Here is a 13,555-nt window from a genome sequence, read left to right as displayed (position 1 = left end):
CGAAACGAGACGAGTTCAGGGGCGGTCGGGCGAAACGAGACGGACTTAGGGCGGTCGGGAGAACGAGACGGACTCAGGCGCGCTCGACGGTCACCGAGCGGACCTCGACCTCCACCTCGCCGCCGACGACCGACTCGATCCGGTCGTCGAGCGCGGGCGCGAGCCCCTCGACGGTGCCGCCGGGGGGCGTGCCGACCCGGATCACGACCCGGTCGGTCTCGAGCGGCGGGACGGTTCCCGTCCGCTCGACGGTCAGATCGAGGAGTTCGAACTCCGCGTCCAGCGCGGTCAACTCGTCGCTCGCGGCGGCGCGGATGTCGGCCTCGGTGGTCGAGGCGACGTACGACTCGTAGGTGACGCCGCCGAGGAACACCGACAGCAGCGCGATGGCGACCGCGAGGACGGCGGCGCGCTTGAGGAACGCGGCGCGTGCCTCGTCCTCCCGGAACCACCGCTGCGGGCGGTACCCCTCGTACCACAGCATCACGAGCGCCGAGAGGTTGATCGAGAGGACGTTCACCGCGACGATGACGCCCGCCCCGATCACGAGCCGCGGGATCCGAAAGGCGATTCCGATGCCGACCGCGGCCGCGGGCGGGATGAGCGCCACCGCGATCATCACGCCGACGAGCGTCGCGGAGACGCCGGTCATCAGCGAGACGATGCCCGCGATCCCGGCCCCGACCGCGACGACCAACACGAGGACGTTCGGCGCGAGTCGCTCCGACACCTCCGCGAGTTCGAGCGGGTCCAGCCCGGGCGGAACCAAGGCGAGCGAGCGCAGCGCGAACGCGAACGCCGTCGCCGCGATAACTGCGACCGCGACGCCGATCACCTGCATCCGCACTCCCCGCCGGAACAGCGCCTCGTCGTCGACGACGGTGCCGATCGCCGCCGACATCGCCGGCCCAATGAGCGGCGCGATCACCATCGAGCCGACCACGGTGGCGGGCGAGTCGAGCAGCAGCCCCGCCGTGGCGATCACCGACGAGATGACGGTCATCAGCACGTACGTGCCGAGCCCCGAGGCGAGGTCGTCCGCCTTCGCCTGGAGCTCCTCCCGCGAGATGCGGTCGCCGCTCCGCTCGGCGTCCGCCTCGTACTCTTCTTCGAGCGCCTCGAACCGGCGCGAGATGACCGTTTCGGCCGCGACGATCACGGTGTACGTGCTCTCGTCGATCCCCGCCTCCCGGAGTCGGTCGAGGACCGGCTCGACGGCGGCGGTCGGCAGCGGGAACGTCGCGACCGCGGTGTACTCCCGGCCGCTCGTCTCGTCGGTGACGACGTAGTCGACCCCCTCGTCGTCGAGCGCGCGGACGACAGCGGCCCGCTTGCCCGCCGGAATCATGACCTGAACGAGTCGCACGATCGGCGGTCGCGCCGACAGCCCTTATAAGATCGGCACGCAGCGGCCCGGCCGGGCCACGAGAAACGGAACTTTAATGCGCGAATCGCTCGCACCTCCGGACAAGAATGATCTCGCCGCTGGTCATCGACACGTTCCTGCTCGACTACCACCTCGGGCACGTCCTACTGTTCGGGCTCGTCGTCTCGCTTCTGGGTGTCGCGCCGCTGAAGTCCCAGAAGGCCCTCGCGTCGATCATGGCCGTGTTCGGAGTCATCTTCCTGATGGCCCCGTACACGACGATGCCGCCGACGTTCATCCTCCTCGGCATCCCGCTCGTCCTCGTCGGCACGCTGCTGTGGACGATGGCGCGCTGAGAACCGCGTCAACTGACCGTCGAGCGGCGCGCGCGGCCGAACTCTCTTCCTCTCAGCTCTTTCGACCCCCTAGACGGACTCGGTCGGCTCCCCCGCGGTTTCGACTTCTGTTCGATCCCGCTCCTTTTTGCCCCACCGGGGACACTCCCCGCCATGGTAACGGTACGGGCCCCCGCGACGAGCGCGAACTTGGGGAGCGGCTTCGACGTGTTCGGGGCGGCCCTCTCGCGGCCGGCCGACGTCGTCACCGTCGAGAAGGCGGCCGAGACGACGATCGAGGTCACCGGCGTCGGCGCGCAGTACATTCCGGAAGACCCCGACAAGAACACGGTCGGCGCCGTCGTCGAGGCCCTCGACGCCCCCGCGCGCATCCACATCGACAAGGGGGTGCGCCCGGCGTCGGGGCTCGGCTCCTCCGCCGCGAGCGCCGCGGGCGCGGCCGTGGCGCTCAACCGACTGTACGACAGGGGCCGCTCCCGGGAGGAGCTGGTCCCGATCGCCGCCGAGGGCGAGGCGGTGGTCTCCGGGGTCGCGCACGCGGACAACGTGGCGCCCTCGATCCTCGGCGGCTTCACCGTGACGACCGCCCAGGGCACGCACTCGGTCGACGCCGCGGTCCCCCTGGTCGTCTGTCTCCCCGACGTGGCGGTCTCGACCCGCGACGCGCGCCGGGTCGTCCCCGAGACCGCCTCGATGGAGGACCTCGTGGAGACGGTCGGCAACGCGGCGACGCTCGCGGTCGGGATGTGTCGCTCCGACCCGGCCCTCGTCGGTCTCGGCATGACCGATCCGGTGGTCACGCCCGAGCGCGCGCGCCTGATCACCGGCTACGACGACGTGCGCGAACGCGCCTTCGACGCCGGCGCGACGGGCGTCACCGTCAGCGGCGCCGGTCCGGCGGTGATCGCGGCCTGCCGCGAGCGCGACCGCCGGGCCGTCGCGGCCGAGATGCTCGACGCCTTCGCCGGCGCCGGGATCGAGGCGCGCGCCTACCAGACCCGCATCGGCCGCGGTACGACCGTGCTGGACGAGTGAGCCCGGGCGGCCGTCCCGCTCGCAGCGGATCACGCGGTCGGCGCGTGGTCCGGCCGATAAGTCGACGGTGACGAGCCGCCGTCGATCGCGCCCTCTCGTCCGGCCCATCCCTCCCAACGGACACGCCGGACGGCGCGGCTCCGCCGCGACCGGACAAGCGTAAAGAGCCGCCGGCGAGAACTGGTGGTATGAACGACACCGCAGGGCTCCGGCTCACGGTGCGTGCCGCCGAGAAGCGGGACGCGGGCCGGGGCATCGCCAGGCTCCCCGAGTCGGCCCGCAAGCGGCTCGCCCTCCTCAGCGGCGACACGGTCGAGGTGCGCGGCGAGCGCACCGCCGTCGCGAAGGTGTGGCCGGGCGGTCCCGACGCCGCCGAGGGCTCCGTCCTCATCGACGCCGACACCCGTGCGAACGCCGGCGTGAAGGTCGGCGATACTGTCACGATCGCGGCCGTCGACGTCGCCGACGCCGACCGCGTGACGCTGGCCGCGCCCGGGCGGCTCGCCGAGGTGGACGTGAGCCGCGAGGTGGTCGAGCGGGCGCTCTCCCGCGAGCTCCGCGACCGCCCCGTCACCGAGGGCGAGGCCGTCCACGTCGAGCGACTGGGCGGGCTCCGGTTCGTGGTCGCTCGGACCGACCCGGCGGGCACCGTCCGCATCACGGCCTCGACGGACGTCTCCGTCGAGTACAAGGACGGCGCCGGGTCCGCCGGAGACCGCGCCGACGCGTCGGCCGCGCCGGGGAGCGACCGCGCCAGCGGGCCGGCGAATCCGGGGACCGAGACGCCCGGCGACGACGGCCGTCCGAAGGGCGGGTCGCCGCCCGAGGAACACACCGCAGGCGCGACCTACGAGGACATCGGCGGATTGGACGAGGAGCTGGAGCTGGTCCGGGAGACCATCGAGCTCCCGCTCTCCGAGCCGGAGGTGTTCACCCGGCTCGGCGTCGACCCGCCGAAGGGGGTCCTCCTCCACGGCCCGCCGGGGACGGGGAAGACGCTCATCGCCCGCGCCGTCGCCAACGAGGTCGACGCGACGTTCATCACCGTCGACGGCCCGGAGATCATGTCGAAGTACAAGGGCGAGTCGGAGGAGCGGCTCCGCGAGGTGTTCGAGCGCGCGAGCGACGACGCCCCCGCGATCGTTTTCTTCGACGAGATCGACTCGATCGCGGGCAAGCGCGACGACGGCGGCGACGTGGAGAACCGCGTCGTCGGCCAGCTGCTCTCGCTGATGGACGGGCTCGACGCCCGTGGCGACGTGATCGTCATCGGCGCGACGAACCGCGTCGACACCATCGACCCCGCCCTCCGGCGCGGCGGGCGGTTCGACCGCGAGATCGAGATCGGCGTGCCCGGCGAGTCGGGGCGGCGGCAGATCCTCGATGTCCACACGCGCCGGATGCCGCTCGCGGACGACGTGGACTTGGACCGGATCGCGGGCCGGACGCACGGGTTCGTCGGCGCCGACATCGAGGGGCTATCGCAGGAGGCGGCGATGACCGCGCTCCGTCGCGCCCGGGAGTCGGACTCGCGGGCGCTGAACGACGTGACCGTCACGAAGGCGGACTTCGAGGCGGCGCACGCCAACGTCGAGCCGAGCGCGATGCGCGAGTACGTCGCCGAGCAGCCGACCACCGACTTCGCGGACGTCGGCGGCCTCGACGACGCCAAGGGGGAGCTCGAACGCGCCGTGACGTGGCCGCTGTCGTACGGGCCGCTGTTTGACGCCGCCGGCGCCGACCCCCCGACCGGCGTCCTGCTGTACGGCCCGCCGGGCACCGGGAAGACGCTGCTCGCGCGCGCCATCGCCGGCGAGAGCGGCGTCAACTTCATCCAGGTCGCCGGGCCGGAGCTGCTCGACCGGTACGTCGGGGAGTCGGAGAAGGCGGTCCGCGAGCTGTTCGACCGCGCGCGGCAGGCGGCCCCCGCGATCGTCTTCTTCGACGAGATCGACGCGGTCGCGACCGACCGGGACGCGGCGGGCGGCGACGGCTCGGGCGTGAGCGAGCGCGTCGTCTCCCAGCTCCTGACGGAGCTCGACCGGGCCAGCGACAACCCGAACCTCGTCGTCCTCGCGGCCACCAACCGGCGGGACGCGCTCGACCCCGCGCTGCTCCGCCCCGGCCGGCTCGAGACGCACGTCGAGGTGCCGGAGCCGGACCGCGAGGCGCGCCGCAAGATCCTGGAGGTCCACACCCGCGGGAAGCCCCTCACGGACGAGGTTGACCTGGAGCGCGTCGCCGACGAGACGGAGGGGTTCTCCGGGGCCGAGATCGCCTCGCTGTCGCGGGCGGCGGCGATGCGCGCCATCGAGCGCGTCGCCGACGAGCACGGCGAGGCCGCCAACGACCACGCCGACGAGGTCGGGATCACCGGCGAGGACTTCGACGCGGCGCTCGAGTCCGTCCGGCCCGAGAGCGTCTGAGGGCGCCGAGGTCCCGCGGGCCGGTCCCGTCTCCGGTCAGTCGTCTCCGCTCGACTCGGCGGCCGCGCCGTCCTCCGTTCCCTTCTCTTCCACCTCTCTGCCCTCCGTTCCCCCGTCGTCGGACTCGCCGTGATCGTGTCCGCCGTGCGCGCCGGCGTCTCCGAGCGCGCCGGGACCGAACTCGTCGACCGGGGTGACGCTGTAATCGACCGTGAGCGTGTCTTTCGTCGCGCGGACCTTGCCCACGAACGTCGATATCTCCGCGAGCTCGCCCTCCAACACGAACAGCTCCATGCAGTACTGCGAGCCCACGTGGCTGTGGAAGTTCGAGGCGACGATCCCCTCGTCCTCGTGGCGCAGGCGCATCATCCGCTCCTCGACGTTCGTCGTCTCGTAGTTGAAAAGCACCGTCACGACGGCCATGAGGTCGCGGTCCTTGAGCTTCGCGTCCTCGAACTCGCCGAGGAGGTTCCGGGAGGCCTCGCGGACGACCTCGCTGCGGCCGGTGTACCCGTGCTCGTCGGAGAAGTTGTCGATGCGCTCTAGCAGCTCCTCCGGCATGGACACGCTGACGACTGTCATATATTAAATCATACCGCGGAAGTTGTTAATCCTTGAGGTCCGGGCCGCCGCGTTCCGCTTCTCGCTCGGGCCGGTCGCCGCCTCCTCCGGTCCCCTCGCTGTCGCCGCCTGCGATCCGCTCGCCGAGCCACGCGTAGTGGTCGAGTAGGGCTGCCTCGCCCGCCTCGGTGAGCGCGTACACGTCCGCGATCCCCTCGGTGCGCCGGCGGAGGTGGCCGGCCTCGACGAGCGCCGAGAGCGTGCCGTAGAACGATCCCGGATCGATCCGCTCGTCGTAGTGCGATTCGAGCCGGCTCTTCAGCGACTGCGCGCGCAGCTCCCCGTGTTCGTACAGGAGCGCGCAGAGGTCGCGGCGGCGGCCGCTGTGGAACCACTTCGTCATGTGTCGCGAGTCGGCCCGCGGCGGCATAAATCGCTCACGACGCGTCGACAAGCTCGTCGAGCCGGCGCACGCGCCGGTCCCCGAGCACGCACCGCCCGCGCTCGTCGTGGCCGACGCGCTCGACGTGGACCGCGTCGAGGCCGGCGTTCCAGGCGGCCGCCACGTCGCTCTCGCCGTCGCCGACGTAGTAGCCGCGACCTCGGGTCGGATCGACGCCGAGGTCTCTCATCGCGGTCTCGATCGGGTCGGGGGACGGCTTCCACCCCGTCTCGTCGGTGCAGCAGACGACGGCGTCGAAGCGGTCGTCGAGGCCGACGCGGTCGAGGACTGGCTCGGCGAGGAACTCCTGACAGTGGGTGACGAGCCCCGTCGGCCCGCCGACCTCCTCGACGCGGTCGAGCAGCCGCGCGGCGTCGTCGTGGAGGTACGTCGCCTCCGCGCGGGCGACCGGGTCCTCGACGGAGTGAAACGCGGGCCAGAACGCCTCGGGGTCGACCCCCATCCCGCGGAGCGTCTCCGCGCGAGACCCGCCGAGACCGCTCCAGAGGACCCGCGCCTCCCGGTCCGAGAACTCGCGGCCCAGCCGGCCGCCGACGCGGTCGAACACCGCTCGGGTGTACTCCCACTCGGCGTCGACGAGGGTCCCGTCGAGGTCGAACAGGTGGAAGTCGTAATCGGTGACGGCCATACGGTGCACCCGTACGCCGGGGGCGGGCAAGTGCGTTGCGGGTGCGCGGGATCCCTGCTCACACCGACCGGAGCCGTCCGGGCGGCCGGCTTCCCCCCCTCGCGTCACTCCCGGACGTGGACCGACGAGCCGAGGTACTTTCGGAGGACCTCGTCGACCGAGTCGGCGTTGAAGCGGCCGAGGTCCGCGGCGATCGCGTCCGTCAGCGCGTCGCGGTACGCCTCGTCGGTGCGGAGTTCGCGGAAGTCGGCGGCGGCGACCTCGACGCTCGCGGCGTCCGCCAGTCCGAGGCGCTCCGCGGCCAGCCGCCGGAACGACGGCTCGTCGCCGACCTCGCCGCGCCACAGCCGGTCGCGGAAGAACAGCCACCCGTCGGCACCGGGGTCGCTCGCGGGGAGTTCCATCGTCGTCTCGAACCGGCCCGGGTCGACGGCGGCGTCCGCGGGATCGAGTCGGACGGCGACGCGGAAGACGTAGGCGGCCTCCATGCGTCGACCGTCGCCGGACCGATTCATAAAGCTACATACCGTTCGGCGTCGTGGACCCCGTCATGTGGCAGCGTCTCCGCGGCCTCGCCGGGCGCGCGTACCGGCGGCACCTCCGCCGCGAGATCGACGACGTCCCCGACCACGTCGCCGTCATCCAGGACGGGAACCGTCGGTACGCCCGCGAGCAGGGCGACGACGCTCCCGAGGGACACCGCGCCGGCGCGGACACCACCGAACAGGTCCTCGACTGGTGCGCCGACCTCGGCGTCTCGGAGCTCACCCTCTACGCCTTCTCCACCGAGAACTTCGAGCGCCCGGACGAGGAGCTGGAACCCCTCTTCGACCTGCTCGAACGCAAGCTGCGCGAGTTCGCCGACGCCGACCGCGTCCACGATGAGGGCGTCCGCGTCCGCGCCATCGGCGACGTGGCCCGGCTCCCGCCGCGCGTCCGCGACGCGGTCGAGTACGCGGAGCGGCGCACCGCCGGCAACGACCGGTTCACGCTCAACGTCGCGCTGGCGTACGGCGGCCGGACCGAACTGCTCGACGCCGCGCGCGCCATCGCCCGCGACGTGGACGCGGGCGAGATGGCTCCCGGGGACGTCGACGTCGAGACCGTCGAGTCGCGCCTGTACGACCGCCCGATCCGCGACGTTGACCTGATCGTCCGCACCGGCGGCGACGAGCGCACCTCGAACTTCCTCCCGTGGCACGCCAACGGCAACGAGGCCGCCGTCTACTTCTGTGCCCCCTACTGGCCTGAGTTCTCCGAGGTCGACTTCCTGCGCGCGATCCGCACCTACGAGTCGCGCGAGGAGTCGTGGCAGCGCGCACGGGCCGAGCGCGCGGTCGCGTTGGTGCGCGCGCTCGCCGAGGTGGAGTTCGCCGAAGCCCGCGCCGCCGCCGCCAGGCTCCGCGAGCGGATCCCCCGGCTCGACGGCAGCGACCTCTCCGACGACGCGCTCGACATCGCCGACGGTGACTCGGCCGGCCCGGCCGACGGCGAGTCCGCCGGTCGGATCGACGGCGACGGGCCCGAGTCGACGGGAGCCGACTAGGCGGCGCCGGGCGCGACGCCGCCCTCGTTCCGCGTCAGCAGGTACAGCGCGAACGACGAGAGCCAGTGCGACCCCGCGTAGTCGTCGGTGAGCACGTCCGCGGCCCCGGCCTCCGCGTGGCGGCGCGCCGCGTCGTCGAGGGGCTCCCGGAGCCGGTCCGCGGCCGGGCCGTCCCGCCCGTCGAGCGCGTCGGCCACTCCGGCGAGACACCACGCCCGGGAGACGTTGAGCCCGATCAGGTGTATCGCGGCGCCGTCGCCCTCGTCGGGCTCCACGTCGACCGGCGAACACAGCGCGTCGTGCGGCGGCGCGGCGAGGTCCGGGAGGAAGTCGTCGAGCCACGACGCGAATGGGTCCGGGTCGAGGACGCGGCGCATGAGGTCCGCCTCGGTCAGCGCGGGCGAGACGAAGTCCCAACCGACCGGCTCCGCGCCGACGACCGCGGCGGTGTCGTCCGCGTAGAGGCGGCGCGCCGCAGCCGCGGCCTCGCGTTCGAGGTCGGCGTCGCCGACGACCCGCGCGTAGTCGAGCACGCCGGCGAGCGCGAACGCGGTGTTGCCGTGCGTACCGACGCGGTGAGCGCGGTCGATCCCGAGGAACGACTCTCGGACCCCCTCCCGGACCCGCCCTTCCAGCGGGCGGAGGGTCTCGCGCCACGCGTCGGCGCGCGGGTCGTCCCACAGGTCGAGTTCGGCGGCGAGCCGGAGCAGCCACGCCCAGCCGTACGGCTCCTCGAAGCCGGGGTTCTCGTCGAGGTACGCGACCTCGCTCGCGACGCTCTCGGGAGCCAGTCGCTCGTCGATCCCGGCAGCGATATCGGCCTCGTCCGGGTGGTGCGGAACGAGCCGCAGCGCGCGGACGAGCGCCCAGTGGCTGTGGACCGCCGAGTGCCAGTCGAAGCAGCCGTAGAAGACGGGGTGGTCCTCCGACGGGGGCGGCGGCGCCTCCGGCCCCTCGACGGCGCCCCGATAGTGGGGGTACTCGGTCTCGACACCGTCGAGCGGGTGGGCGGCGAGCGCGGTCGCGACCGCGTCGTCGAGCGCGTCCGCCCGCCCGGATCGGAGCGCGTCCGGCGACAGCTCCTCGAAGGCGTTCATGCCGGTCGGTCGGCGGGGCGCCTGTTCAATCGGTCGGTCGGGTGCGGACCGGTCGCACGCGGCTCGGGAGCGCGAGGGAACGACTCGCGCCGCGGCGCTCCGGCGGCCCGGTCACGCGGGGTTCTTCCGCGTCAGGTCGCTGCCGCAGATCGGACACCGCTCCTTGTTCTCGTCGAAGGTGCGGTTGCAGCCGACGCACTGGAAGCGCCACTCGCGCTCCTCGGTGATCCCATCGCGCTCGATGGGCTCGACCGGGAGGTCGAGCCGCTCGGCGACGTTCTGCATCGCGTAGTCGTCGGTGACGAGCGTCCCGTGAAGCTCCAGCGCGGTCGCGATGAGCCGGATGTCGGTGTCGGACAGCTCAGCGGCGTCGCCCGACCCCTTCGCGGCCCGGCGGACTCGGTCGACCGCCTCGGGCGCCGGGACGTGAACGGTCATCCCGGAGCCCTCCATCGCGTCGAACCGGAGCGCGACCTCGCCTGTCAGTTCGTCGTGGACCGCCGGGATGGAGACCACGTCCTCGTCGGTCGTGTACTCGTGGATGAACGCGGACGAGTCGAGGACCTGCATCAGCGGGCGACGACGATGTAGTCTTTCACCGCCTGTACGTTCGCGACCGGGACCCGGAGCCGCCCCATCTCGTCGACGTCGAAGTCGACGCGCTCGCTCCTGAGCTGCTCGTGCGGGCTGACGAGCAGGTGGTTCAGCTCGCCGGACTCGAGGTTCATCGTGATGTTGTACAGGTCCCCGAGCTCCGTGCCGTCGGCGCTCATCACCGCCTTCCCGGAGAGGTTCTCCGCGAGGATGTCGACCATACCCGCACGGTCCCGGGCGACGGTCTTAAACGCCACGGGCCGTCCGACGGGCGACCGACGCGGACGGGCTCGGCGCCGGGCGCTCGGTGACTGGGCACCGGTTTCGCCGCCGCGGATCACCGCGGCGTTTTGAAAGGCTTAACTGACGGCCGGAACGAATGGTGGCTATAACCTTCTCGGGGCGATCACATATGACCGACCACACACACGCGGACACCCTGCGAACCCCCATCGTCGCCGTGCTGGGTCACGTCGACCACGGCAAGACGAGCCTGCTCGACACGATCCGCGGCTCCGCCGTCAGCGAGGGCGAGGCCGGCGCGATCACCCAACACATCGGGGCGACGGACATCCCGCTCGACACCATCTCCGGCATGGCGGGCGAGCTGATCGACCCGTCCGACTTCGACCTCCCCGGCCTGCTGTTCATCGACACGCCGGGCCACCACTCCTTCTCGACGCTGCGCGCCCGCGGCGGCGCGCTCGCCGACATCGCGGTGCTCGTCGTCGACGTCAACGACGGCTTCCAGCCGCAGACGGAGGAGGCGATAGACATCCTCCGGCGGACGGGGACGCCGTTCGTCGTCGCGGCCAACAAGGCCGACACGACGCCGGGGTGGAACCCGCAGGACGGCGAACCGATCCAGAAGAGCATGGAGGCGCAGTCGGAGCGCGCGAAGTCCATGCTCGACGAGAACCTCTACGAGATTATCGGCCAGCTGTCCGACGCCGGCTTCTCCGCCGACCTCTACTGGCGCGTCCAGGACTTCCAGAAGAACATCGGCGTCGTCCCGCTCTCGGCGCTCACCGGCGAGGGCGTCCCGGACCTCCTGACGGTCCTCATGGGTCTCTCCCAGCGGTTCATGAAAGAGGAGATGGCGATCGACGTCACGGGGCCCGGCGAGGGGACGGTCCTCGAAGTGAAAGACGAGCGGGGGTTCGGCGCGACCGTCGACACCGTCGTCTACGACGGCGTGATCCGGAACGGCGACACCATCGTGGTCGGCGGACAGAACGAGCCGATCGTCACCGAGATCCGCGCGCTGCTCCGTCCGCGGCCGCTCGCGGAGATCCGCACCGAGAAGGAGTTCGAGAAGGTCGGCGAGATCGGCGCCGCGGCCGGCGTGAAGATCGCCGCGCCCGACCTCGACCAGGCGATGGCGGGCGCGCCGGTCCGGGTCGTCCGCGACCGCACCGCCGATCAGGTCATCGAGGAAGTGAAGGCCGAACTCGCCGAGATAGAGGTCGAGACCGCCGACAACGGCGTCGTCGTCAAGGCGGACACGCTCGGCTCGCTGGAGGCGATGGCGAACGCCCTCCGCGAGGCGGAGGTCCCGATCCTGCGCGCCGAGGTCGGCGACATCGCGCCGCGCGACATCGCGGTCGCCGAGACGGCGAACCAGGACGAACACAAGGCGATCCTCGGGTTCAACGTCGACCTCCTCAAGAACGCGGAGTCGGACTTAGAGAACGCGGACGTGAAGCTGTTCAAAAACGAGGTCATCTACCAGCTGGTCGAAGACTACGAGCGCTACGTCGAGGAGAAGCAGCGCGCGCAACAGGAGACGGTGCTGGACAAAGTGGTCCGCCCGGCCCGCTTCCGCATCCTCCCCGACCACACGTTCCGGCAGAACGACCCCGCGGTCGTCGGCGTCGAGATCATCTCCGGCACGCTCCAGAACAACCGCAACGTCGGCTACTTCGAGGGCAACGAGTTCGAGCGCGTCGGCGACCTCTCCGGGATCCAGAAACAGGGCGACGACGTCGACGAGGCTCGCGCCGGCGAGCGCGTCAGCATCGCTATCGACGGCCCGACCGTCGGCCGCGGCATCGAGGAGGGCGACACCCTCTGGACCGAGGTGCCAGAGAAGCACGCGAAGATCCTCGAACAGGAATTAAAAGAGGAGATCACCGCAGACGAGCGCGAGGCCCTCCAAGGCTACTTGGAGACGCGCCGGAAGCGCGACCCCTTCTGGGGGAAGTGACTCCGACAAGACTCTTGTAATCGGCGTCGCCACGTCTGCCTATGGTCTCCCGAGAGAACGCGGTCATCCTCCTGTTCATGGCGGCCGGCTTGGCGCTGGCGTACGGCGGTCGCGTCGCGACGGGCCTGAGCGACACCGTCCTGATCGGCGTGCTGATACTGGTCGGCGTCGTGGCGCCGCAGGCGGTGATTGGCTACCTCGACGCCGAGAGCTCGGGGTGACGCGGCCCCGTCCCCTCCGAGCGCACCCGTCGATCGCGTGTCGCCGTTATGTGCGTCGAGCCCGTAACGGGGGTATGGAGACGACCGTGATCGAACACGACGGCGCGATGCTCGCGCGGCTGGAGGGCGACGACCGGGTGTTCGAGGTGCGCTTCGACGCGCTCGAACCGACCGACGTGACGCTGCGGTTCCGCCGCGACGGCGAGCGCGTCGGGAGCGTCTACAACGACGACGGCACGAAGCGAACGATGGCGCGCCTCACGACCGCTCGCGAGGGGACCGACTTCATCGGCGTCGAGGTGCCGAAGGAGTTCGTCGCCGAGGTCCTGGACACGGCGCTTGAAACGGGCCGCGTCACCGACGAGACCGCAGCCGAGGGGTATCGACTCCGGGTGCTCTGAGCCGACGCGCCGCGCCCCCGGAGTCAGGCGTACAACAGGATGATCACCGCGACGAACGCCAACTCGCCGCCGACGAGCAACGCGGCCAACAGCCAGGCCTTGTAGGTCCACAGCCACTCGCGGGCGTCCGCGAACCGGCTCCCGCCGTCCGCCTCCGAAGCGGCGCGGTACGCGGCGTCGACCCGCCAGCCCGTCTCCGAGTCGTACGTCGCTGGCACGCGGGTGCCGACGAGCTCGTCGACGTCGAGCGGCGAAACGCCCGCGGCGTCCAGAAATCCGAGGAATTCCTCGGACTCCTGAAGCGATCCGTCGCGGGGCGCGTCGAACCGCTCGGTGTGCGTGGCGTCGCCGTGCGGCGGACGCATCTCGACGACCACTCGGTCGCCGACCGAGCGTACCCGAGTGACGATCAGCGCGTTCTCCTCGTCGTTGAGGTACGCCTCGCGGAGCCGGCGCTTCACCTCCTCGTCGACGCCGGCGTCGTCGAGGTCGTCGGGGAGGGTCTCGGAGTCGGGGAACGCGTCGGCGTCCGCGTTGTCAGCGCCTTCGCGGTCGGCGGTCGTCGAGACGCTCTCGTCACCGCCGGATCGGTCCGCCATCGACCCGGGATTGGCGACGCGCTCTGATAAGGTCACGGCCGCTCCCCGAACGCGAT

16 protein-coding genes are annotated in these 13,555 nt (G+C 71.6%); 7 read left to right on the top strand and 9 right to left on the bottom strand.

Going from position 1 to position 13,555, the window contains the following annotated elements:
• Window positions 1-73 precede the first annotated feature (73 nt).
• Window positions 74-1,348, bottom strand: a complete 1,275-nt coding sequence (locus EO776_RS10210; protein ID WP_049931052.1) for a TIGR00341 family protein — start codon at window positions 1,346-1,348, stop codon at window positions 74-76.
• A 125-nt stretch (window positions 1,349-1,473) separates the two neighbouring features.
• Between EO776_RS10210 and EO776_RS10205 the strand changes: the two genes are divergently transcribed.
• From EO776_RS10205 to EO776_RS10195, 3 genes are all read left to right on the top strand, one after another.
• The gene (locus EO776_RS10205; protein ID WP_049930871.1) at window positions 1,474-1,722 is read left to right on the top strand and encodes a hypothetical protein; all 249 of its coding nucleotides are present in this window, start codon (window positions 1,474-1,476) and stop codon (window positions 1,720-1,722) included.
• Window positions 1,723-1,875: 153 nt separating this feature from the next.
• The gene (locus EO776_RS10200) at window positions 1,876-2,757 is read left to right on the top strand and encodes a homoserine kinase (protein WP_049930873.1); all 882 of its coding nucleotides are present in this window, start codon (window positions 1,876-1,878) and stop codon (window positions 2,755-2,757) included.
• 188 nt (window positions 2,758-2,945) lie between these two features.
• Entirely contained in the window at window positions 2,946-5,183 is a 2,238-nt protein-coding gene (locus tag EO776_RS10195) for an AAA family ATPase (RefSeq protein WP_049930874.1), read from the top strand.
• Window positions 5,184-5,219: 36 nt separating this feature from the next.
• Here EO776_RS10195 and EO776_RS10190 read toward each other — a convergent pair whose 3' ends face one another.
• From EO776_RS10190 to lwrS, 4 genes are all read right to left on the bottom strand, one after another.
• Window positions 5,220-5,765, bottom strand: coding sequence for a CopG family ribbon-helix-helix protein (locus EO776_RS10190; RefSeq protein WP_241897948.1), 546 nt, complete (start codon window positions 5,763-5,765; stop codon window positions 5,220-5,222).
• A gap of 25 nt (window positions 5,766-5,790) precedes the next feature.
• Window positions 5,791-6,147 carry a helix-turn-helix transcriptional regulator gene (locus EO776_RS10185; protein WP_049930878.1) on the bottom strand — a complete coding sequence of 119 codons (357 nt, stop codon included), beginning with the start codon at window positions 6,145-6,147 and terminating at the stop codon, window positions 5,791-5,793.
• Window positions 6,148-6,181: 34 nt separating this feature from the next.
• Window positions 6,182-6,835 (bottom strand): HAD family hydrolase, encoded by a 654-nt coding sequence (locus tag EO776_RS10180; RefSeq protein ID WP_086215367.1) that lies wholly within the window; start codon window positions 6,833-6,835, stop codon window positions 6,182-6,184.
• A 104-nt stretch (window positions 6,836-6,939) separates the two neighbouring features.
• Window positions 6,940-7,323: an LWR-salt protein gene (gene lwrS / locus EO776_RS10175; protein WP_094520007.1), complete on the bottom strand. Its 384-nt coding sequence runs from the start codon at window positions 7,321-7,323 to the stop codon at window positions 6,940-6,942.
• A 62-nt stretch (window positions 7,324-7,385) separates the two neighbouring features.
• Between lwrS and uppS the strand changes: the two genes are divergently transcribed.
• Window positions 7,386-8,381: a polyprenyl diphosphate synthase gene (gene uppS / locus EO776_RS10170; RefSeq protein WP_049931053.1), complete on the top strand. Its 996-nt coding sequence runs from the start codon at window positions 7,386-7,388 to the stop codon at window positions 8,379-8,381.
• Here uppS and EO776_RS10165 read toward each other — a convergent pair.
• The 3 genes from EO776_RS10165 to EO776_RS10155 form a co-directional block, all read right to left on the bottom strand.
• Window positions 8,378-9,478: a DUF2891 domain-containing protein gene (locus EO776_RS10165; protein ID WP_099289128.1), complete on the bottom strand. Its 1,101-nt coding sequence runs from the start codon at window positions 9,476-9,478 to the stop codon at window positions 8,378-8,380. The genes uppS and EO776_RS10165 overlap by 4 nt on opposite strands.
• A gap of 111 nt (window positions 9,479-9,589) precedes the next feature.
• Window positions 9,590-10,048: an NOB1 family endonuclease gene (locus EO776_RS10160; protein WP_049930887.1), complete on the bottom strand. Its 459-nt coding sequence runs from the start codon at window positions 10,046-10,048 to the stop codon at window positions 9,590-9,592.
• Entirely contained in the window at window positions 10,048-10,293 is a 246-nt protein-coding gene (locus EO776_RS10155) for a PRC-barrel domain-containing protein (RefSeq protein WP_049930889.1), read from the bottom strand. Before EO776_RS10155 ends, EO776_RS10160 begins: the two co-directional genes overlap by 1 nt.
• Window positions 10,294-10,484: 191 nt before the next feature.
• Here EO776_RS10155 and infB point away from each other — a divergent pair, with 191 nt between their 5' ends.
• The 3 genes from infB (at window position 10,485) to EO776_RS10140 (ending at window position 12,900) form a co-directional block, all read left to right on the top strand.
• Complete coding sequence (gene infB, locus EO776_RS10150; protein WP_049930890.1) at window positions 10,485-12,278, top strand: translation initiation factor IF-2; 1,794 nt, start codon at window positions 10,485-10,487, stop codon at window positions 12,276-12,278.
• A gap of 41 nt (window positions 12,279-12,319) precedes the next feature.
• Complete coding sequence (locus tag EO776_RS10145; RefSeq protein ID WP_049897959.1) at window positions 12,320-12,499, top strand: hypothetical protein; 180 nt, start codon at window positions 12,320-12,322, stop codon at window positions 12,497-12,499.
• A 74-nt stretch (window positions 12,500-12,573) separates the two neighbouring features.
• Window positions 12,574-12,900: a hypothetical protein gene (locus EO776_RS10140; protein ID WP_007345153.1), complete on the top strand. Its 327-nt coding sequence runs from the start codon at window positions 12,574-12,576 to the stop codon at window positions 12,898-12,900.
• Window positions 12,901-12,923: 23 nt separating this feature from the next.
• On the opposite strand, the gene EO776_RS10135 is transcribed toward EO776_RS10140, so the two are convergent.
• The gene (locus EO776_RS10135) at window positions 12,924-13,499 is read right to left on the bottom strand and encodes a hypothetical protein (RefSeq protein ID WP_049930897.1); all 576 of its coding nucleotides are present in this window, start codon (window positions 13,497-13,499) and stop codon (window positions 12,924-12,926) included.
• Window positions 13,500-13,555: the final 56 nt, after the last annotated feature.

The organism is Halorubrum ezzemoulense (assembly GCF_004126515.1).
GTDB lineage: Archaea > Halobacteriota > Halobacteria > Halobacteriales > Haloferacaceae > Halorubrum > Halorubrum ezzemoulense.
Note: the sequence above shows the minus strand (reverse complement) of the source record. Positions and strands in the feature narration are given on the sequence as shown.

Excerpts from the sequence above, each read along its gene's own strand:
- EO776_RS10210 (WP_049931052.1), bottom strand. The coding sequence starts at position 1,348 with ATGATTCCGGCGGGCAAGCGGGCCGCTGTCGTCCGCGCGCTCGACGAC.
- EO776_RS10205 (WP_049930871.1), top strand. The coding sequence starts at position 1,474 with ATGATCTCGCCGCTGGTCATCGACACGTTCCTGCTCGACTACCACCTC.
- EO776_RS10200 (WP_049930873.1), top strand. The coding sequence starts at position 1,876 with ATGGTAACGGTACGGGCCCCCGCGACGAGCGCGAACTTGGGGAGCGGC.
- EO776_RS10195 (WP_049930874.1), top strand. The coding sequence starts at position 2,946 with ATGAACGACACCGCAGGGCTCCGGCTCACGGTGCGTGCCGCCGAGAAG.
- EO776_RS10190 (WP_241897948.1), bottom strand. The coding sequence starts at position 5,765 with ATGACAGTCGTCAGCGTGTCCATGCCGGAGGAGCTGCTAGAGCGCATC.
- EO776_RS10185 (WP_049930878.1), bottom strand. The coding sequence starts at position 6,147 with ATGACGAAGTGGTTCCACAGCGGCCGCCGCCGCGACCTCTGCGCGCTC.
- EO776_RS10180 (WP_086215367.1), bottom strand. The coding sequence starts at position 6,835 with ATGGCCGTCACCGATTACGACTTCCACCTGTTCGACCTCGACGGGACC.
- lwrS (WP_094520007.1), bottom strand. The coding sequence starts at position 7,323 with ATGGAGGCCGCCTACGTCTTCCGCGTCGCCGTCCGACTCGATCCCGCG.
- uppS (WP_049931053.1), top strand. The coding sequence starts at position 7,386 with ATGTGGCAGCGTCTCCGCGGCCTCGCCGGGCGCGCGTACCGGCGGCAC.
- EO776_RS10165 (WP_099289128.1), bottom strand. The coding sequence starts at position 9,478 with ATGAACGCCTTCGAGGAGCTGTCGCCGGACGCGCTCCGATCCGGGCGG.
- EO776_RS10160 (WP_049930887.1), bottom strand. The coding sequence starts at position 10,048 with ATGCAGGTCCTCGACTCGTCCGCGTTCATCCACGAGTACACGACCGAC.
- EO776_RS10155 (WP_049930889.1), bottom strand. The coding sequence starts at position 10,293 with ATGGTCGACATCCTCGCGGAGAACCTCTCCGGGAAGGCGGTGATGAGC.
- infB (WP_049930890.1), top strand. The coding sequence starts at position 10,485 with ATGACCGACCACACACACGCGGACACCCTGCGAACCCCCATCGTCGCC.
- EO776_RS10145 (WP_049897959.1), top strand. The coding sequence starts at position 12,320 with ATGGTCTCCCGAGAGAACGCGGTCATCCTCCTGTTCATGGCGGCCGGC.
- EO776_RS10140 (WP_007345153.1), top strand. The coding sequence starts at position 12,574 with ATGGAGACGACCGTGATCGAACACGACGGCGCGATGCTCGCGCGGCTG.
- EO776_RS10135 (WP_049930897.1), bottom strand. The coding sequence starts at position 13,499 with ATGGCGGACCGATCCGGCGGTGACGAGAGCGTCTCGACGACCGCCGAC.